Source organism: Rothia amarae (genome assembly GCF_042677725.1).
Classification (GTDB): Bacteria; Actinomycetota; Actinomycetes; order Actinomycetales; family Micrococcaceae; genus Rothia; species Rothia amarae.
On record NZ_JBHUCN010000003.1, the window covers coordinates 20340 to 39066 of the forward strand.

General features: G+C 54.0%; 18 protein-coding genes. 11 read left to right on the plus strand and 7 right to left on the minus strand.

Annotated features, from left to right (window positions below; genetic code table 11):
• Positions 1-41: 41 nt before the first annotated feature.
• Together ACFR81_RS01045 and ACFR81_RS01050 are read right to left on the minus strand one after the other, a co-directional pair.
• Positions 42-680: a TetR/AcrR family transcriptional regulator gene (locus ACFR81_RS01045; RefSeq protein ID WP_343876283.1), complete on the minus strand. Its 639-nt coding sequence runs from the start codon at positions 678-680 to the stop codon at positions 42-44.
• A gap of 71 nt (positions 681-751) precedes the next feature.
• Positions 752-1189, minus strand: coding sequence for a MarR family winged helix-turn-helix transcriptional regulator (locus ACFR81_RS01050; RefSeq protein WP_343876284.1), 438 nt, complete (start codon positions 1187-1189; stop codon positions 752-754).
• Positions 1190-1266: 77 nt separating this feature from the next.
• Here ACFR81_RS01050 and ACFR81_RS01055 point away from each other — a divergent pair, with 77 nt between their 5' ends.
• Positions 1267-1686, plus strand: coding sequence for an organic hydroperoxide resistance protein (locus tag ACFR81_RS01055; protein ID WP_343876285.1), 420 nt, complete (start codon positions 1267-1269; stop codon positions 1684-1686).
• Between the two features lie 219 nt (positions 1687-1905).
• On the opposite strand, the gene ACFR81_RS01060 is transcribed toward ACFR81_RS01055, so the two are convergent.
• A complete protein-coding gene (locus ACFR81_RS01060; RefSeq protein WP_343876286.1) occupies positions 1906-2295 on the minus strand; it encodes an LLM class flavin-dependent oxidoreductase in 390 nt (129 codons plus the stop codon).
• Between the two features lie 137 nt (positions 2296-2432).
• On the opposite strand from ACFR81_RS01060, the gene ACFR81_RS01065 reads away from it, so the two are divergent.
• The gene (locus ACFR81_RS01065) at positions 2433-2969 is read left to right on the plus strand and encodes a TetR/AcrR family transcriptional regulator (RefSeq protein ID WP_343876288.1); all 537 of its coding nucleotides are present in this window, start codon (positions 2433-2435) and stop codon (positions 2967-2969) included.
• A gap of 131 nt (positions 2970-3100) precedes the next feature.
• Here the strand turns inward: ACFR81_RS01065 and ACFR81_RS01070 are convergent, their stop codons facing one another.
• From ACFR81_RS01070 to ACFR81_RS01080, 3 genes are read right to left on the minus strand one after another with little or no spacing between them, the layout of a single operon-like run.
• A complete protein-coding gene (locus ACFR81_RS01070) occupies positions 3101-3973 on the minus strand; it encodes a galactosyltransferase-related protein (RefSeq protein ID WP_343876289.1) in 873 nt (290 codons plus the stop codon).
• Positions 3970-4971, minus strand: coding sequence for a glycosyltransferase (locus tag ACFR81_RS01075; protein ID WP_343876290.1), 1002 nt, complete (start codon positions 4969-4971; stop codon positions 3970-3972). Before ACFR81_RS01075 ends, ACFR81_RS01070 begins: the two co-directional genes overlap by 4 nt.
• Positions 4968-7094: a glycosyltransferase gene (locus ACFR81_RS01080; protein WP_190617165.1), complete on the minus strand. Its 2127-nt coding sequence runs from the start codon at positions 7092-7094 to the stop codon at positions 4968-4970. Before ACFR81_RS01080 ends, ACFR81_RS01075 begins: the two co-directional genes overlap by 4 nt.
• Before the next feature lie 169 nt (positions 7095-7263).
• Between ACFR81_RS01080 and ACFR81_RS01085 the strand changes: the two genes are divergently transcribed.
• From ACFR81_RS01085 to ACFR81_RS01110, 6 genes are all read left to right on the plus strand, one after another.
• Positions 7264-8304: a WcbI family polysaccharide biosynthesis putative acetyltransferase gene (locus ACFR81_RS01085; protein WP_343876291.1), complete on the plus strand. Its 1041-nt coding sequence runs from the start codon at positions 7264-7266 to the stop codon at positions 8302-8304.
• Positions 8301-9344, plus strand: a complete 1044-nt coding sequence (locus tag ACFR81_RS01090) for a glycosyltransferase family protein (protein ID WP_343876292.1) — start codon at positions 8301-8303, stop codon at positions 9342-9344. The genes ACFR81_RS01085 and ACFR81_RS01090 overlap by 4 nt, the downstream gene beginning before the upstream one ends.
• Complete coding sequence (locus ACFR81_RS01095; protein WP_343876293.1) at positions 9337-10569, plus strand: glycosyltransferase; 1233 nt, start codon at positions 9337-9339, stop codon at positions 10567-10569. The genes ACFR81_RS01090 and ACFR81_RS01095 overlap by 8 nt, the downstream gene beginning before the upstream one ends.
• Before the next feature lie 342 nt (positions 10570-10911).
• Positions 10912-12474: a DUF1800 family protein gene (locus ACFR81_RS01100; protein WP_343876294.1), complete on the plus strand. Its 1563-nt coding sequence runs from the start codon at positions 10912-10914 to the stop codon at positions 12472-12474.
• A gap of 84 nt (positions 12475-12558) precedes the next feature.
• Positions 12559-13959 (plus strand): DUF1501 domain-containing protein, encoded by a 1401-nt coding sequence (locus tag ACFR81_RS01105; protein WP_343876295.1) that lies wholly within the window; start codon positions 12559-12561, stop codon positions 13957-13959.
• Between the two features lie 66 nt (positions 13960-14025).
• Positions 14026-14346 carry a type II toxin-antitoxin system VapB family antitoxin gene (locus tag ACFR81_RS01110; protein ID WP_151145954.1) on the plus strand — a complete coding sequence of 107 codons (321 nt, stop codon included), beginning with the start codon at positions 14026-14028 and terminating at the stop codon, positions 14344-14346.
• Between the two features lie 47 nt (positions 14347-14393).
• On the opposite strand, the gene ACFR81_RS01115 is transcribed toward ACFR81_RS01110, so the two are convergent.
• Positions 14394-15062, minus strand: coding sequence for a TetR/AcrR family transcriptional regulator (locus ACFR81_RS01115; RefSeq protein ID WP_343876296.1), 669 nt, complete (start codon positions 15060-15062; stop codon positions 14394-14396).
• A 120-nt stretch (positions 15063-15182) separates the two neighbouring features.
• Between ACFR81_RS01115 and ACFR81_RS01120 the strand changes: the two genes are divergently transcribed.
• From ACFR81_RS01120 to ACFR81_RS01130, 3 genes are all read left to right on the plus strand, one after another.
• Positions 15183-15995, plus strand: a complete 813-nt coding sequence (locus ACFR81_RS01120; protein ID WP_377148593.1) for a hydroxymethylpyrimidine/phosphomethylpyrimidine kinase — start codon at positions 15183-15185, stop codon at positions 15993-15995.
• Between the two features lie 364 nt (positions 15996-16359).
• Positions 16360-17076, plus strand: a complete 717-nt coding sequence (locus ACFR81_RS01125) for a queuosine precursor transporter (protein ID WP_068168487.1) — start codon at positions 16360-16362, stop codon at positions 17074-17076.
• A 260-nt stretch (positions 17077-17336) separates the two neighbouring features.
• The gene (locus ACFR81_RS01130) at positions 17337-18716 is read left to right on the plus strand and encodes an amino acid permease (protein ID WP_190618757.1); all 1380 of its coding nucleotides are present in this window, start codon (positions 17337-17339) and stop codon (positions 18714-18716) included.
• The last annotated feature ends 11 nt before the right edge of the window (positions 18717-18727 follow it).

The following is an 18727-nucleotide window of genomic DNA, read 5'->3' on the forward strand; positions in this document are numbered from 1 at the left end:
TTTTTTTTCTATAAGCCCAGGGCTTAACCTTCTACTCTCAGTTACCCTTGCGTCATTAGCGGCAGGCACACCCCATCCACGAGTTGAGCAATTCCTTTTTCATCGAGAGTTTTCCCCAATACATCATCTTGAGCGATTAAAAGAGAAACGATAGCCGCAAGTTTAAGATCACCTGGGGATAGCAAATCAGCCGTCTTCGCTGCAGATAGTTCACCTCTGCCGCAGGCTAAAAGTAAGCAATTTTTCAAAGCCTCATACTGATGGGCAATATATCTTCCCGTAATAGCCTTGCCCACCTCTGGGGCAGCAGAATTAACACCAGAAAACAATCGAACGAAACGATGATCGGTTCGTTGCAGGCAACCAGAACTGTGGATTAATGAAACCACCAAGTCATCCCGCAGATTTGTTGGTCTGACTTCTTCTTCGGACGCTTTCGGGAGCATAATCCCTTCAAGAGCATCAGCTACAAGGTCTTCTTTAGACGCCCATCGCCGGTAAATAGTTGATTTAGCCACTCCCGCATGAGCTGCCACTTGATTCATGCTAAAGGCGCTGTAACCTTGTTTTTCCAAGAGGTCGAGTACCGCGTCAAGAATACGCCTATTGAGGGATACATCGCGAGCAGGTCCAGAAGTCCCTGCTGGCCTCTGACGGTCAGAACTTTGAATGTGGGGCATAGGAATTAGATTACCTTCCCTCCCCTGTAGATGGGCTCCTGTACTCTTTCCTCGGAAGCTATGGAGTATTTTTATGAGCTTAGTCTACGTGCCAAAGAATCCAACTCGCTTTTTAAGACGGGCAGGTTAACCCCTTCACCTGTACATAGGGCGTGCAATTGTTCGGGTATCTGTTCAGCCCTATGGTGCAAAGAGTGTCCAGCTTCAGTTAAGCGAAGAATCGTCCTTCTTTCATCCTCTGCAGACCGTTCTTTTTGTAGAAGATTCAAGGCGATGAGTCTCTTAATGAGAGGGGTTAAGGTTCCAGAATCAAGTTCAAGTCGGGTTGCCAGTTCCTTCATTCCCAGTTCGCCTCCTTCTTCCCAGAGCACCAGCATAACCAGATACTGGGGGTAGGTGAGATGAAGTTCTTGAAGCAGCTGATGGTAGGTGCGGGTGACTAGACGTTGCGCGCGGTACAGCGAAAAACATAACTGATTATCTAGAGCAAGAGAAGTTTGTGAAGCCATAATCTTAACTATATATTGCGCTATTAAATTGTGTACAATCTATATAAGATTTATTGTTTAGGATAAGGAGAAAAATCATGGAAACTCTCTACACCACCGAAGCACTAGCTACTGGTGAAGGTCGAAACGGATACGTTCGTACGAGTGATGGAACCTTCGAAGCAAATCTCGCTGTCCCCAAAGAAATGGGAGGGAGTGGTAAGGGAAACAACCCTGAGCAACTGTTCGCAGCTGGTTACGCTGCATGCTTCCACTCTGCTTTGCAAATGGTAGCTCGCACCCAGAAGAAAAATATCGAAGGATCTTCTGTAGGTGCAAAAGTTTCTATTGGCAAGCAGGGGGAGGGGTTTGGTCTTGCGGTAGAGCTTGAAGTGGTGATTCCGGAAATGGACGCATCGGAAGCTCAAGAACTAGCTGATGCAGCTCATCAGGTTTGCCCCTACTCCAACGCTACCCGCAATAACATCCCTGTTACCGTAACTGTTACAGACGACTAAAGGATTCCTTTTGCTCAAATTCTATTTATAGTAGGGAGTGTTTTTAGGCTCATACTATAAATCTGTTACAAGAATAAGCACCAATGTTCTTCACGGGTGAAGAACATTGGTGCTTATATTCTGGGAGTAAATTCACCCCGCGCATACCCTCATGGGTTTAGAGCGTCGTATCCTCAAAGAGGTGTTCAACCAAAGCGGCAACAGTAGGAATATCTTTGATCAACCCAATGCCGCTGCTTGCGGATTTGAACCAGTTACGGCATTGAGCGCCGTGCGACCTGCTGTGTAAGAATCGAGGGCTTTGAATTGCCGAGCAACGTTAAAGGGTTCGTGCCATTCGCTGGCAATTGTTGCTGCAAAGCCGATATGTGAGGTCTTTGCTGCCATGGCGGCAATAGTCACCACCGGATCAGGAGTCATCGAAGGTGGTTCCGCATTATTATCCGGCAACATGCCGGGGAAGTTGCCCAGGAAGAGAAAATGGAATTTTCCTTTCTCGGCTAATTGGGCGGAGTGTGCGTATCCCTCAAAATCAGGGTAGCTACTCGAATGAGACTCGGAATCTCGCCAGGCAAGGGCTTGAGATCCAGCGGCGGAAAAATTTGCCATACCGATAATCATCTTTTTTCATCTGACATGCGATTTTCTTTCAAGTGGAGATGGTTTCCGTTTACTTTTGTTATTATATGGATACACTCTCCGGATATCAATTGACAATCTAAAAAGTAATAGAGGAGGCCTGTATTATGCGTGCAGACGCTGTGAGAAACCGTCAGAAAATCGTAGAGGTCGCCTCAGAACTCATGGATGATGTGGGAGCACAATTCTCCATGGATGCGGTAGCAAAAGCTGCTCGCGTTGGAGCTGGTACTCTCTACCGCCACTTTCCTACTCGAGAATTGCTTATCGCAGAGATTATTGACACTCGTCATACGGATCTCCCAGCGGTTGAAGAATTGCTGGCACAGACTTCAACCGCCCGGGAAGCCCTCCGTATCTGGATATCTATTTTGTGGGGTTGGATGCGATCCTATGAAAGTCTCACGCAGCCCCTTTTAGAGGCGAGCGAAAACAATTACTCTTCCCCACTTGGAGTCCATTGTTCAGCAATTATTACAAATATGGATCACCTTATTAAGCGTGCCCAAGAAGAGGGAGACGTGCGCGAAGACGTGACGGGTATGTCTCTCTATCACGCTGTTCTGGGGCTGGCATGGGCCAGCAAGAATCTAGAATCGGCGGATTCTTTGCTCATCCTTCTTGAAAAAGGATGGAGCGTATAACATCTCATAATTTCTGCTGTGAAATACCCTAGAAAAAATTATCGAGGCAGACGAACAAAGGTCCAACCTTCTGGAAAGGTAAACAAAACCATATAAATCAACCTTGGTAAGGCAGAATACTCATAACAGCTCTACTTCACCACCGCGTATTTGCCTACGGTCGGCATGAGCTGTACGGCGCCGTCGCGCTCAAAAGCATCTAGCCAATCCTTCATGGGCCATTTGCCCCATTTGGCAAAAAAGCGGTTGGCGTTCTCCACGATGTCGTTCAGATGCTCCCAAGGCGGCGATGAAACCGGGTGCCACACATGAAACGCATCGGCACCTCCTACCCAAAACAGGGGCACACCGTGCTCACGCATCTGCCAGCCAAAATCGGTATCTTCCCCGCCGTACCCGCGAAAAGTCTCATCGAATCCACCCCACGAGCGGCGGATGCGCCGCCACGTTGCACTAGTGAGCGCGAAGGTCAGCGACCAAAAAACGTCGTACTCCTGCTCCGTTGCTTTGCGCATCTGCGTCCCTTCTATCTCAGGACGCGCGGGATGCGGCTGTCGCAGTTGACCCAGCCACGAGGGGCTCTGTGCCCCGGCGCGAATCTGCTCAAGCTGAGAATCAGCCTCCTGCAAGTAAGTAATGGGGCCGGTGACCACCGCGCTCGGCTCCTGCTCTAGAGCCTGCCGGTAGCGGCGGAGTAAATCAGAGCCCGGCACACAGTCTGCGTCGAGAAAGATGATAGTTTCGTTCGCCCTGCTCCGCCCCGATCCATTGCCAGTAGCCCAGTCGCCAGCAAGATTGCGTGCCGCTGCCAAGTGGGGCTGGCGGTCGGAAAGGTGCGCAATAATCTGTACGCCGTCTACCGCGAACCTCTCCGGTCCCAGAATAACTACACCATGGCGGGGCGGTTCTTCCCCCGTATCGTGCGCGGTCTGCAGCAAGTATTCATGCTGGGCAACTACACGTTCCCGGCGGTTGAAATCAGCAAGGGTTACTACGGTCGTCATGAATTCTCCTGCATCGGGGCTACACTGCGGGCTACTTCTTCGAGGACGACGGCGGCACGCTGAGTTGCCCCGTTCATCTGCCATTGTTCCCACTGAGGCTCGGTTGCCGTGGCATTCTCTAAAATTTTTGGCCAGCAATCTGGTGCGGGGGGGTCAACAAAAACCTGGGCAATCCCCAATTCTTCCAGTAGCTTGCCGGTGGCATACTGCTCATCGAAAGGGCGGGGTTGCGGCAGAAATACCGCGTTGACATTGGCTAACGCAATATCTGCTACCGAATTTTGCCCCGCCGCGCTGATCACCACATTGGCGCCTTGTAGGTAAGGGAGCGGATTTTCCACACGGTAATCGCCGCCAAGAAAAATAAAATTCCAGCCAGAACAGGCGCGCTGGACTTCCTCCCAATACTCGCTTGTCCATTCTGTGCCGCCCTGCCCCTGCATCACGACGGCGGTTCGTTCCGCCCCCTCAAAGATGACGGGCTCGCTAGACCGCTGGTTCTCAAAGCGGGAAATCCCACCGACAGCATGTAACTTATGTGCAAACTCCTGAAGGTGCGGGGGAGTCTCTAAACCCGGCGGCTGGACGGCAATTAGCGCAGCTGCTTGGTGGTATTGCAACTGGTGGGGGAAGTCGTCACGGTTGCCGGGCATGGCTATGGTGACCACCGGCACGCCCATCAGGCGTACTAGCAGAGCAACTTCTACCGACACATCTACAAAAAAGACGTCGGGCTGATGCTTCTCAATCCAGCCAGCAATCATTGCCATGCGCGAGCGCAAACCCGCCACATGCAGGGGCACCCAGTGGAGAGTTCCGCCAGCTTCGGCGTCCTGGGCGGGGTAGGAATCGTCAACATCTAGTGGCAACACGACGTCGGCATCGGTAAGGGATGACAGAATGGTGACTTCAGCATCGAGAGCAGACGCGATTGCCCTACACCGTTGGAGATGTCCGGCGCCCTGGTGATGGGCGTACATGCCAATCACAGGTTTCATGCTGCGTCTTCTTCTGTTGCTATCCCAATCACCTGCGCGAAAAGCGCGGTGTATCTTTCGACCAGTCTGCGGTTGTTGAATTCTGAGCGGGCCCAGTCGGAGAGTTCCTGTCGGTTCATGGTGAGTGCCTGGCGGGCGGCGCGGGCGAGCCCGTCTGCGCCGTCTTGGGGTTCTACTAAAAGCTGGGGGAAGGGGCTCAAAATGGCGGGGATTCCGCCACGGGCAAAGGAGACGGCTGGGGTGCCGCATGCCATGGATTCGATGACGACCATGCCGAACGGTTCGTCCCATTGGGGTGTAACGAAGGAGACGGCGCTGGCTCCTACTAGCTCGTTGAGGTGGCTTTGGCTGGTGCTACCGAGCAGCTCAATATCTTCGCCTAGACGGGGCCTAATTTCTTCTTCGAAGTAGCGCGGTGTGCCTAATCTGCCCACCAGGGTGAGCGGCAGACCGAGCTGGCGCGCGGCGTCGATGGCGAAGTGCGGTCCTTTTTCGGGTGTGATGCGCCCAAACCAGATGGCGCGCTCACCGCCGGGGCCGAGTTTCCACAGGCGGTCGTCGATTCCGTTGGGAATAATGCACGCGGGGGTGGGCAAATTCCATGTAGATGCGGTAACAGCGCTGACCGCAGCAAAGAGCCCCGCGCCCCATTCGGTCTGGACTCCCTCGTCAATACTTTCTTGTAAATCGTCCAGCATGGGAGTGTGCAAGGTCGTGACCATCGAGGGCGCGACGGCGGTGCCAAAGAATTCGGGGTGCAGGCTGTTGTTGTGGATGACGTCGATTCGCCCTGCCGCAAGATCCGCTTCTAGATGTTCGCGTAGCTGCTTAAAAACGGCGTCTTCTTTTTCTCTTTCACCCGGTGGGTAGGTGTGATCGGTTTGGTCATCTTCGTGTCCTTCCCAGTTCACCCCGGGAAATTCGACGGCTGGACAGTTGCCCTCCGATCCTTGGGCGGCGTAGAAATCTACGCGGTGGCCGTAGGAGCGGAACGCTTCTACGATGAGGGCGCAGAATGCTTCTAGTCCGCCGGCGTAGGGTTCCTTGATAGGGAAGCGGGCGGGGCCAATCAGCGCAATGTTTAGAGAGGGCCCTAGTAGTGCTTCGTAGATGTGCCGGTGCAGAGCTACTATCTCTTTTTGCTGGGCGTCGCGGTCGCCGGAAAAAGGTATGTGACCGGTCTGGGCTAGTTCTGCTGCAGCGATTCCCGCCTGGTGCCCGTCGCCGGTGGGGAAAACCCGTACCGCGTCGGCAGAATCCGCTTGTCCGGCAAAGCATCCGCAATCGGGTACGGCTACTGGCACGTCGAGATCGCGACACATCTCCAGCCACCCTGAGTGGGTACCGCCGCGGTAGGGCAGAATGACGGCGGCGCATCCGGCAACTGCTGCATATAGTTGGGAATCGCTCATCTCATCGTGGGCAATCAACTCGATGCCGGGGTAGCTCTCTAGCTGGCGGAAAAGTTCTGATTCCGCTTGGTCCCGGTGAATAAAAACCCGGAAAGATTGGCTGCGTTTGGCACATTCGGCGGCAATATCCCGGTAGAAAGTAAAGTCGTGAATTACGTTGCTGCGCACTGATTTGAGAAATACGCCCACGCCCTCACCAGCGGCGGGTGCAGGTAGTTCACTTGAAGGTACGACGCGCGGGTGGGGAGCTACCCTGATGCGCGCGGCACGCACTGAAAATTCTGTGACCAGGCGGTTTTTAGCTAACTCGGTGAGCGTGAAAATCCGAGCGGCGTCGCCTAGCAAAATAGCAAGCTGGCGGTGGTAATCGCTCTGGTCTGCCAAATGCGGGTTATCAATATCGTGCACGGTAAGAATCAGTGGAATGCGCTGGTCTCTGAGCGTATCGATGAAATCTTGGGTTTGCTCCACGCTGAGGTGCTCAAAACCAAAATGAACGTGTACCGCTGTAATCGAATCTTTGAGATGGCGAGGCGTATCGGCGGTATTGTTCTCCCACCACTGACGTTCAAAAGCTGGGTGGGGCCACCAGCGTGCCGGTTCTGCAGGATCGAGAATCGGATCGTCGAGAACGGGGACGTCGTGAGCTATCGCGCGGGGGTAAATCGAGCGCACGTAGGGGTGCTCAGAAGGTATAGATAGAAGAGCCAAGAGCGCGAATTCCTTTCACTCACGCCGAGCAAGAATTCACTCGTCTCAAATGTTGTATATACCACTTTACGCTATTTTAGGAAGTATGATGATGAAATATATGTGAGCTAATTTTCTACTTCTTACGAACGCAGTTTTCAGCCCCGCGCACCCATAAGATAAGGCCGCCGTGAAACACCTCAATTCATCTGAACTAGCCCTTGAACTTCGCCGTGAATCGCCCACGCCTCGCGACTATCACTTTGGGGAATTCTATAAGCTCCGCGAAATTGCCGACAATCTAGAAACCAGTCACGACGCCGCAATCTCCGCGCCGCGCGTCGCTGTGGTGGGTAATTGCCAGGCTGAATCTCTGCGTATTCTGCTGGCAACTACCGGTGCTGTGCGCTCTTTCCGTATTCCACCTATTCACGAGTGGGACGAAGCAGACTTACCTTTTGTGCGCCATCTCTTGGCCGATACGGATGTGCTCATCAGTCAGCCGGTGCGCGATAACTACCGCGATTTGCCCTGCGGTACCGACCAGCTTGCCCAATACCTCCCTTCTCATGGGAGGGTCGTGAAGTTCCCTGTTCTACGTTTCAATGCGCTGAACCCCTATATCGCCATTGTGCGCTCGCCGCAGAACCCCGCCTTGAACCCGCCGGTGGTGCCCTACCACGACCTACGCCTCATCGCTGAGCACGCGCAGCTATCACGCCCTGGCACACCTGACTTCGCCGGTGCCCTGAACCAAACGGTGGAGCAACTTGCAAGCCGCGAGCGCGCTCACGGTTGTGTGTCTATCTCCGATACTCTGCTCGATATTCCCGTGTGGCATACGCTCAATCATCCTTCTAATGAAACGCTTGCCGCGCTTGCCCATCGGGTACTGCGGGCGATTGACCCTCAGCTGGCTGAGGCTCATAAGGTGCAGCTACCGGATGAGGAACTCTTGGGGCACTTACAATCTCCGATTGACGAGCAGGCGGCGCAGGCGCTAGGCGCGAAAGCGCGCCGGGGCGAATGGACTGAAAATGGCGAGGTGATAGATGCTGAGGAAATTCGGGAAGCTCAATTGAAATTCTATGAAGAGCACCCCGAGGTGGTGCAGGCTGCTCTGAATCGCCACGGGGAACTCTTGACTCTCTTGGGTTTTGAGGTGCCGGATAATCCTGGAGACTCTTCGGAACCGGCCGTCTCTGCTGCGCCGAAAGGAAAGAGTGTATGAAAGAACCACAGCATCTCGTGGTAGGTCCTCAACAACACGGAGTCGTGGAGTACGCGCTCCGCCTCAGCGATGAGATGGGAGTTACCCCGCTTCGCTTTGAAACGGCGGCGGAACTTGAAGAAGCGTTACCTCTAGATTTTCCCTCTGGCGTGCACCTTTGCTTCACCGACCATCTCTGGGGCGAAAATCCTCAGGTAGCCATTGAACGAGTGGAAAGGGTTGCCGGGGGAGCGCCGCTTAGCATCTCCTTTCACGATATTCCCCAGCCCCAGGAAGGTGCGGAACGTTTCCACGAGCGAGCTGGAGCCTATCTCCGACTGGGCGAACTTGCCGACGTCGTGGCGGTCAACTCCCAGCATGAGGCAGAATTCTTTGCTGAGCAGGGTAGCGATGTACGCCCGGTTATCATCCCGCTACCGCTACCTCAACCGGTATTGAGCCAGTCTGAGCGCGAAAAACTCAATGCAGAACCGGCACAAAAACTACAGCAGTGCCTCAATGGTTCTGCAGGGGCATCCGGTGCAGAAAGAGATTATCCACAGCTAGCAGTCATGGGTTTTCTCTACCCCGGCAAAGGGCACCGCGAGCTCATTGAGTCTCTGGCAGGTACCGGTGCGTGCGTCCGCGCTTTGGGTGGGATTTCTGCAGGTCACGACGATCTCGTTGACGAACTCAACGACGCCGCCCATCGTGCAGGCGTGAAATTTAGCGTCACCGGTTTTTTGCCTGAGGAAGAACTGGAGCGGCATATGCTCGCCACCGAAATTCCCGTCTGCGCCCACCGGCATTTCTCTGCTTCAGGGTCACTGATGAAGTGGATTAGTTTAGGACGGCGCGTTCTGGTGGCAGACACCGCCTATAGCCGGGAGCTGGCAGACCGTTGGGGTGACTTCATTGTGCTGGTGGCTGATGACCGGTGGAGGCAAGCGGTAGAGCATCTCTCCGCTGATTTCGCGCTCGCCACTGAACCACCCACCGACTGGACGTGGCGCGACGTCGCCGCTGCCTTTCGGGCAGAATGGGAGGGTTCTCTTGGCTAAAACAACGCACAGCTTGCCCAGCGTTTCGGTCGTGGTGCCCTACTTTGAGAACCAAGAAGGGCTCAATCGGCTCCTCGAAGCCCTGGATGCGCAAACCTACTCCGGTCGTCTCGAATGCATCGTAGCTGATGACGGTTCGATGCAGCCACCCCTTATCCCCGAAAGGATAGAGACTCCCGTTCGAATCGTCCGCCAGGAAAATCGGGGATTTCGAGCGGCAGCCGCCCGCAACCTGGGAGCTGCTGCAGCCAGCGGAGAAATCCTCGCCTTTATTGATGGGGATACGGTGCCTCGCCCCGATTATGTGAGCAGCGCCGTTGCCCCCGTGAAAAAAGACCCGCTGGCGGTGGTGGTCGGCACCCGCTTGCATTCCGATGGGCAAGAACCTCGATGGCTCCGCGAGGCATGGCAAGCCACCGATGACTTACTCGATGCCAATGATTCCTCCTGGCGGTTCATCATCTCAGCCGTACTGACCTGTTCCCGAGCCTTCTTTGAACGTGTTGGTGGTTTCGATGCCACCATCGTGGGCTACGGGGGAGAGGACTGGGAATTTGCCTGGCGGTGTTGGAACGCCGGCGCCCAATTTATCCATCAACCTTCAGCCATTGCCGACCACCCAGAGAACGATTGGGGCGCTCGCTACGAAGATAAAGAGCAGGCGTATGCGCAAAAGAATGTGGAGACGCGCGCATTAGCGCGGCGGATTACGCATCCGCTGGCGCGCCCGTCCCAGGCATTTTTTGAGGTTCCCGATACCGTGGTTCTTTTCCCTGCCGATTACTCCACCTGGCCGGTGGGAGTTGCCGACGCCGTGATAATCGGTTGGCTAGCGCAGCCGGATACCCACGTGGTGTTGCCTGGCGAGGGCGAAGAAGCAGGACTTTTTGCTGCCGACCCCAGAGTGAAAATAAAGGGCTCAGACGATATGAAGCTAATGGAACGCGCCCGTTTTCAGATGCGGTTGAGTGCGCCGGCGCATCCTGAAGCAGAAGATGCGCAAGGCTTTGTGCTGGTTCGAGATACCGAGGGACTCGGTGGGAACGTCGTCCTCAAAAACCACAATGGACGCACGGTGGCGCAGGTAACCAGTGCACGTTTCCGGGCGTTGGCTACAACTCATTATCAAAGTGGTGAAGGTGCTATCCCAGCGGAGGTAACGGCCCGGTGGCAAGAATACGAAGAGCCCATTCGTCTAGAGGGATTTTTTGCAGGTTGGGATTAGAAGGATGTGCACTGAGCTCTCAAAACTTAGCGGAAAGGTAACCTTTGCTGTCCTTCTAGAGAGCTCCAATCAGTTAGGGGGACGTATGAGGGAAGAAGACAAAAGGACCTGAGAGTATCTCTCCTAGCCGATAGTCCCCCAGATAGGGACATTAGTCCCCATTAATGGGATAAGCGCCCTAGTCAAAGCCAAATGCGGTATCGTTTCAAGCGCTTTGGGTATATCGGGTTATCCCCTCGAAGTGAATCATCATTTCTCTCGTTACTTGAGGTACTCAAAGCACCTCACATATCGCATCCCTTAGAGGCCAATCATTCCCTAGTGCAAAGGCCGAAGAACACCATGGACTTCGTCTCCCCGTATTTGACCGGAACAACTTTGGCCAGCTCAACCGGCTGGTTTTATGCTCGTAAGCTCGCAACTGCACCTAGCCGCGAGCTAGCTCAGTACATCGAAAAAATTGGGCCCTCCGCCTGGGTCGAACAGCAACTTTACCCCGAGCGCATCAGCGAGAGCGCTCGCTATGAAACTGAACGTAAAGCACTCTTCCCCTCTACTTTTATCAAGCCCGCCGGTGGTAAAACCCGCGATAAAAACTTCTGGGATACCTACCAGCGCGGTGCTAAAAACCACCCCTACGACGTCAGCGTTTACGTGTTGCAGTCTGCCCTGCACCGCCTCTGGCGTTCCAATAAGCATCTCGAAGGCAAGATGGCGCAGTTCTGGGCAGACATGTTGGCTGTCACCATCGAAAAGGCTCCTAATGGATACCACGACTACGTAGGTATCTTGTTCGAGGGTGCTCTGGGCAAATATTCAGACCTTCTCTACAACATGACTTGCTCACAGACCATGGCGCTGTTCTTGGATAACAACACCAACAACCGGTATGCGCTCAACGAGAATATGGGTCGTGAGCTCATGGAACTGCACAGCTGGGGCCCTGAAAAGGGATACACCCAAACCGACGTCATTAACGTGGCAAAGTTGCTCACTGGCTTGGGCGGTAACACCAACTATGAGTTCAAAGAGGCACGACCCGACCTGCATATTTTTGGTCCTATCAAGGTTGTCGGAAAGACTTTCCGCAACGGTGGTTCAACGGCCGCAGACATGTACCGCACTATTCGGGAACTGACCGATTACCTGGCACATGACCGCTATACCGGGTTGCGCATCGCCCGCCGTCTCATCCAGTTCTTCGTAGGCCAAGATAAGAACTATGAGGCACTTGCGCAGCGGTTGGCGACCACCTACGTTGCCAACGATACTGCTATCCGCCCTGTCCTGCGTGAGCTGTTTACGTCTTCTGAGTTCCTTAACTCCGGCGGTAAAACCATCCGCCGCCCCTGGGAAGTACTGTGTTCGCTGATGGCATCAGGAAAGCTGGAACTCAAAGGCACCCATAATCTTTCGGATACCTCTGCCATCGACAAGGTCTTGTACAAGATGTTCATGACCTTGAAATACAACTGCGGGCTTCCCTTTGATGCACCAGCAACCAACGGATACTCCCTGGATGCGGATTCGTGGATTAACTCAGTGAACTACGGAATGCTCACCCAATTTGGACGCTACACCGATTACATTTCGAAGTGGGACGGTGCATCCGACCTCTCCTCCATGAGACGCTGGGCCAACACCATCGTCTGGTCAGACAAAATCGGTATCACCCTGGGCAAGACCACCGCTCAAGATGCGGCGCGGAAGACCTTCGAATACCTCACCGGGTACGCGGCGAACAACACCGAAATCGTGAACTCTATAGCCGTCTATGCCGTCACGCGCAATAGCGTTCAGGCGGCTGAAACTCGTAACGCAGGCAACGAAGTTATTGCGAACGAAGGTGAAGTCTACCGACTGGTAGAAGCGGTACTTCTCACCCCTCACCTTCTAGTTGCCTAGTAGCAACTGGCCCGCCTCTTGTCTTACTTCTCGATGAAGCAGTTACCGATAACTGCAGTACGCACCGTACTCTAAGGATTTGTTATGCAACCCCTGAACACCCTCTTTCTTAAAGACGATTCGCTCCACCAGGTTCACCACCACTCCGGCGATGACAGCCGGAACTTTCTGGTAGATACCGAAACCGGTGAGACCGTTAGTTCAATGACCAGGGCGAACCAAATCGCGCTGGAACGTATGCAGAAAAAAGAAGGACGCCGCGGCTTTACGCGCCGTACCCTGCTCAGCGGAGCGGGTGTTGGCGTCCTCTCTTTAAGCTCGCTGATGCTCAGTGAATCAATCCATCCCCGCTACGCCTACGCAGACACACCGCTGGGCGATGGTACCGTGCTGGTTGTCATTTACCTGCGCGGTGGCGCCGATGGGCTTTCGCTGGTGACCCCCTATAACGACAAGTACTACACCGCAAACCGTAAAACCACCCGCAAAACCCCTTCCATGAGTGGCGCTCAGGTGCTCAACAATACGTTTATGCTGGCACCTGAAATGAAGGGCTTGCGTGAAGCGTGGGTTGCGGGTGACCTTTCAATCGTTCACTCAGTGGGTATCGATAACAATACGCGCTCACACTTCACCAACTACACCCAGGTTGATCGCTCGGCACCGGTGCAGTACAAGACCGGTTGGCTAGCCCGTTTGCTGGACACTACCACCGATAACCAGTCGCAGTTCCGTGCGTTTTCCCACGCATCACGAGTAGCCGGTGCGTTCTATGGTGCTGATAAGGACATTCTGGCGATTAACAGCTTTGCTGAGTTTAAGCCGGCAACGGTGATGAACGATAAGGACACCATCAACGCCACCGCACAGCGTATCGCTAAGTCTGTGGGAGGTGCCCTGGGTGCTACTGCTCAGCAGACCTTGAACGCGATGGGTGAGGTGCAGAAGCTAGCCAAGTCGGGTTACCAGCCCCAGAACGGTGCGGTCTACCCCAAGACTGGTTTGGGTCCGAGTATGAAGGACGTCGCTCAGATTCTCAAAGCGAACAAAGGCGTGCAGGTGGTTACCGTGGATCAAGGCGATTGGGATACCCACCGCGGTCAGAAAGATCGTGTGAACGTGCTGGCGAAAGAACTGGGCGACTCACTGGGAGCTTTCTACAAAGACATGGGCTCAGTACGTATGCAAAAGGTTGTTGTCATGACCGTTTCTGAGTTCGGCCGTACCACTGTAGAAAATGCTTCACAGGGCACCGACCATGGCGCGGGTAACTTCTCCTTCATCCTCTCAGGTAAAGCAACTGGCAAAATTGCCGGCGGCACCTGGGCCGGCTTGAAGAACAGCCAGGATAAGGACAACATGATTAGCACCGACTACCGCTCGGTAGCAGCTGAAGTCATGAAGAAGGGGCTGGGTATCGACGACGCTCGAATCGCCCAAATCTTCCCCTCATACTCTCCTAAACCTGTGGGGGTACTTGCCTAAGGGCTTTACGGCGTAGAAGAGGGGCGGGGGAAACCTGGTCAGTAGATGGGGTAGTAAGATAAACCCATGATTTTCAAGGCTGTTGGTGATTCCCGCCCCTACCCCGACCATGCACTGTCTTTGCAGGCATGGGGCAAGATAGCGCCCGAGCAGGTGCGTTTAGATCAACTCATCACCACGCAGAAAAATCTGAATTTAGAAACACTGTTGGATGAAGATTCCACTTTTTATGGCGATCTTTTTCCACATGTGGTGCGGTTTGGCGGCAATCTCTACCTGGAGGACGGCGTTCACCGCGCTCTTCGCACAGCCCTGCATCGCCGCGCAATTATGTACGCTAGAGTACTGGACTTGGATAAACTTCATCCCGGACTTTTGGCCAGCTAATCTCAGTTCATTGGCGCAGAGATTTAGCTGACGTTCCAGGATTTAGATTAGGAAACGGCGCTCAAAAACTGTTCGCGGCGTCCATCGAGGCGGGAGGGGTTGCCGTCGGCGTCGAATTGTGCCCCCAGACCCATCTGAATAAAGCGAATGGTGGAATCGATGTGTTGCTGACGCGCGGCGGCGTCGGGCGCTTCATCGGTGCGATCTGCTGAGGCTGCAAGAGAGCCGTGTACGAGCTTTGCCATGCTGGCGATGTCGGCGGTAGGAATATACCCCTGCGTCATCGATTCACTCAAAATCTGAGAGAGAACCCGCTGCAGTTCACTGACATGCTTACCGAGGCGCGCAAACGATTCGGGGGAGAGCACCGAGCGCATAGCTGGTCCCGGCGGCATATGGTGAACCGAAAGACGTTCGATTTCTAGCCGAATGTAAACCGCCAGCTTGTCGATGGGGTTAGTGATTCCTTCTAGCCCTTCTTCGAGATCCTTGAGGAACTTGTCGGTCTCATCCATGGCGTAGGCGACTAGTAGTTCGCCCATATCTGCGAAGTAGTTGTAGACCGCGGTGCGGCCAATTTCAGCGTTACGCGCGACGTCGGTCATGGTCAGACCGGGCAATCCGCGCGTGTAGAGCAAACGCCCAAAGGAATCGAGAATAGCTCGTTTGGTGTTTTCGCGCTGGGCGGCGTTGGAGGCAGCTGAAATTCTAGGCATAATGACACTTTATCTCACGGTGTCAGTAATTGGTGACGGTTTCTCACAAAGTGTCAGTGAGTTCTCAGTTTGCGGCTTTGATGACGGGGATATTGAGTAAATCAGTACCAGAGGAGTTTAATGAACACTATGACTAATCCTCCTTTTGTACTGACCATTGCAGGCAACGAAGCTACCGGTGGCGCCGGCGCGCAAGCAGACCTTAAAACATTCCAGGCACTGGGTGTTTTTGGATCGCTGGCTCTAACCTGCATCGTATCTTTCGACCCCAAGAACGACTGGGGACACCGCTTTATGCCGGTTCCTGCGCAGACCATCCACGATCAGCTCGAAGCTGCCCACGCCGCCTACGACCTCGACGCCGTCAAGATTGGTATGCTCGGCACCCCCGAAACCATTGAGACCGTGGCGAAGTTCCTGAAGGAGGACAAGCCGAAGAACCTAGTGCTTGATCCCGTCCTGATTTGTAAGGGCCAGGAGCCCGGCGCTGCGCTGGATACCGATAATGCTCTCAAAGAGCACATCCTGCCGCTGGCAACCTTCATCACTCCCAACCACTTTGAGTCCCTTTCCCTCTCCGGCATGGAAAAGATTGAAAACGTGGATGACCTGGTGCAAGCTGCCAAACTCATTCACGAAAAGTCAGTTGCCGCTGTTCTTGCTAAGGGTTCGATTCGTCTCGATGGCGATAACGCGATTGATGTCTTCTACGACGGCGAAATCCTCGAAATTCTTGAAACCCCTAAGGTGGGCGAAGGCGCTGTAGTCGCTGGCGCCGGTTGTTCTCTCGCTGCGGCTATTGCTGCTGAACTGGCCAAGGGCGCTGCACCGCTGGAAGCTGCGAAGAAAGCTAAAGAATTCGTGACCGCAGGTATTGAGCAGCGCGTGCAGTCGAAGGCTCCCTTCGATGCGTTGCGGCAGATCAATCAATAAAAGGTGCTATCTCGCTGGGTTGTTGCCTTCAGCCCGGCGCAGCGGGAGGCAAGCTGGCCGGGTCTGGCGTGAATTGCCTTTCTGAGATGAGTTTGCCGAGTGCGAGCTCGCGAGCACATAAGAGGTAAATGAATGAAACAGTGCCAGCCTCTTTCGAAGCAGGCAAGAGGGACCGCTTGCCGACGCTGTGCCGGGCTGAAGCGATAGGGGTGAGAACTTTCTTTCCGGAGTGCACGAACCGACCTCCATTATTTACTCCGCATAGACTCTCACCGCCTTTGACGAGCCCTTTCTCTCAGGTATGCTAAAACGGCTCGGGTGGCAGACGAGCTTTCTCTTGTTGACCTACTGCGAAAGGTGAACTGTGTCTGACTCTCAGAACAGCTCTGCGCCTGTTTCTACGCCCGCTCCTACTTACGCGCGTCCTTCGCGAACGTATTTTGACCTCCTGCTAGCTACCTCCGCCATCATTTTGATTCTCTCGAACATCGGCGCGACCAAAGCTGTGGCCTTTGGGCCGATTTTGACCGACGGTGGTTTCTTCCTCTTCCCGGTGGCGTATGTGATAGGCGACGTTATTGCTGAAATCTACGGCTTTTCACGTTCCCGCAAAACCATATTCTTCAGTTTTGGCGCAGCGATTTTTGCCAGCCTGGTTTTCTGGATTGTTATTAAGCTCCCCGGAGCCGATTTCTATGAAAATCAGACGGCGCTAGAGACAGTGCTCGGCCCAGTGCCCCTCATCGTGGGCGGTTCTCTGCTGGGGTTCGTGGTGGGTCAGTTACTGAACTCGTGGGTGATGGTAGCTATGAAGAAGCGCTTTGCCGGACGATTCTTGGTGGGGCGCCTGGTGGGCTCAACCATGGTGGGGGAGCTGGCAGACACCATTATTTTCTGCACCATCGCAGCTCCTATTCTTGGAATTACACAATTTAGCGACTACCTCAACTATGTTCTGGTGGGTTATATCTATAAGTGCCTGGTTGAGTTCCTCCTCATGCCTATTACCGTGCCTGTCATCGGCTGGTTTAAACGCCATGAACCCACCTATCCACGCGAGCTCGCCGGTTCATCTCTCTAAAACGGTCTACTTCGTGAGACTCAGGTGAAATGCGCGGGACAAGTCGCGTAGTATTGCCCGAAAGTGCGGGGAGATTGGCATTCAGTGCATAATAAGCACTTGCGCTTTAGTAAAACCCGTCTGTCTCTAGTCGGCAAGAAATGTGATGCGTAGCATACGTTAACAGCATTTGAACTTGTCTGTAGAAAGAAGAAACCGTGAGCATACCTGCACCGGAAGAGCAAAACGGAAACCTTGCTCGTTCCCTCTCACACGGTCAGATGACCATGATCGCCCTCGGGCTTGCCGTCGGTACCGGTCTGTTTCTTGGCTCTGGTGGCGCTATCGCCATTGCCGGACCAGCCGTCGTCGTCTCTTACGCTATCGGTTCGCTCATTGCAGCTATCATCGGCGCGTGCGCCGGCGAAATGGCAGTGCGTTACCCCGTTCGCGGCGGCTTTGGCACCATCGCCGGTAAATTTATTAGCCCCTACGCCGGGTATCTCACCCGCTGGGCCTACTGGGCAACCACTGTTCCCCTCGCCGGCGCTGAACTCGTTGCAGTGGGTCAGTACATGACCTACTGGTGGCCAGAAATTCCCCTGTGGATTTGGGTTGTTGCGTCTGCAGTTTTGATTGTTGGATTGAACTTCGCCAGCGTGAACTCCTTTGGAACTTTGGAATTTTTCCTCTCTTCCATCAAGGTCATCGCCGTCGTTGTATTTATTATCTTCGGTTTGATTCTGGTGTTCTTCGGACTGCCGAACACTCCGCCCCCGGGGCTCACTAACCTGCATGCCGATGGCGGTTTTATGCCCAACGGGCTCTCTTCCATCTGGTTGGCTTTGGCGATTGTGATGTTCTCATTCGGAGGAATTGAGCTGATTTCAGTCTCTGCTGCAGAAGCAAAAGACCCTGTGCGTTCAGTGCGTTCTGCTGCTAAAGCAATGATGTGGCGCCTGGCTTTCTTCTACGTACTCTCGTTGTTCGTTGTGGTAGCGCTCATTCCGTGGCGAGATGCTTCGACCCTCAAGGATGAGATTGAAACCTCACCGTTCGTGATGGTTTTTTCCCAGATGCACATTCCATACATCGCAGGAATCACTAACTTTGTGGTGCTGGTAGCCGCACTATCCGGCGCAAACGCAGCGCTCTACGCGGCAACCCGCCAGCTTCACTCGCTGGGTTCAGAACGTATGGCACCGCGCGTCTTCGCACGCACCAATGGCCGCGGAGTACCTGCCCAAGCGTTGGCCCTTTCGACGCTCGGCGCAATCGTCGCTGTGGTGCTGGCAATTTCCGGTGTAGGAGGAATCTTCACCTACATGATGGCACTGGTGACCGTCTGTGTGCTGGTGGTATGGGCGATGATCCTTATCTCCTACCTAAAGTTCAAGAAGGTCGAAGGGAATAAATCACCCTTTACGGTCTGGGGTGGCGCTGCTACTGCAACCGTCGGTCTCATCGGCGTGATTGCCACCTTTGTTGCAATGTTCTTCATCGGTGATATGCTCGCCTCCGTTGCCGTGGGTCTCGGGTTCTTCTTGCTGATTACCGTGATTTATTTTGCCGGTGTGAATAAGCAGATTGCCACCAACGATGATGCTTTTGCAGAAGCCAAGACCATGACTGCCCAAATTCCTACCGTTCAGAAGAAATAACCGCAGAATCT

Excerpts from the sequence above, each read along its gene's own strand:
- ACFR81_RS01115 (WP_343876296.1), bottom strand. The coding sequence starts at position 15,062 with ATGCCTAGAATTTCAGCTGCCTCCAACGCCGCCCAGCGCGAAAACACC.
- ACFR81_RS01050 (WP_343876284.1), bottom strand. The coding sequence starts at position 1,189 with ATGGCTTCACAAACTTCTCTTGCTCTAGATAATCAGTTATGTTTTTCG.
- ACFR81_RS01055 (WP_343876285.1), top strand. The coding sequence starts at position 1,267 with ATGGAAACTCTCTACACCACCGAAGCACTAGCTACTGGTGAAGGTCGA.
- ACFR81_RS01100 (WP_343876294.1), top strand. The coding sequence starts at position 10,912 with ATGGACTTCGTCTCCCCGTATTTGACCGGAACAACTTTGGCCAGCTCA.
- ACFR81_RS01130 (WP_190618757.1), top strand. The coding sequence starts at position 17,337 with ATGACCATGATCGCCCTCGGGCTTGCCGTCGGTACCGGTCTGTTTCTT.
- ACFR81_RS01060 (WP_343876286.1), bottom strand. The coding sequence starts at position 2,295 with ATGGCAAATTTTTCCGCCGCTGGATCTCAAGCCCTTGCCTGGCGAGAT.
- ACFR81_RS01105 (WP_343876295.1), top strand. The coding sequence starts at position 12,559 with ATGCAACCCCTGAACACCCTCTTTCTTAAAGACGATTCGCTCCACCAG.
- ACFR81_RS01065 (WP_343876288.1), top strand. The coding sequence starts at position 2,433 with ATGCGTGCAGACGCTGTGAGAAACCGTCAGAAAATCGTAGAGGTCGCC.
- ACFR81_RS01120 (WP_377148593.1), top strand. The coding sequence starts at position 15,183 with ATGAACACTATGACTAATCCTCCTTTTGTACTGACCATTGCAGGCAAC.
- ACFR81_RS01075 (WP_343876290.1), bottom strand. The coding sequence starts at position 4,971 with ATGAAACCTGTGATTGGCATGTACGCCCATCACCAGGGCGCCGGACAT.
- ACFR81_RS01070 (WP_343876289.1), bottom strand. The coding sequence starts at position 3,973 with ATGACGACCGTAGTAACCCTTGCTGATTTCAACCGCCGGGAACGTGTA.
- ACFR81_RS01045 (WP_343876283.1), bottom strand. The coding sequence starts at position 680 with ATGCCCCACATTCAAAGTTCTGACCGTCAGAGGCCAGCAGGGACTTCT.
- ACFR81_RS01110 (WP_151145954.1), top strand. The coding sequence starts at position 14,026 with ATGATTTTCAAGGCTGTTGGTGATTCCCGCCCCTACCCCGACCATGCA.
- ACFR81_RS01090 (WP_343876292.1), top strand. The coding sequence starts at position 8,301 with ATGAAAGAACCACAGCATCTCGTGGTAGGTCCTCAACAACACGGAGTC.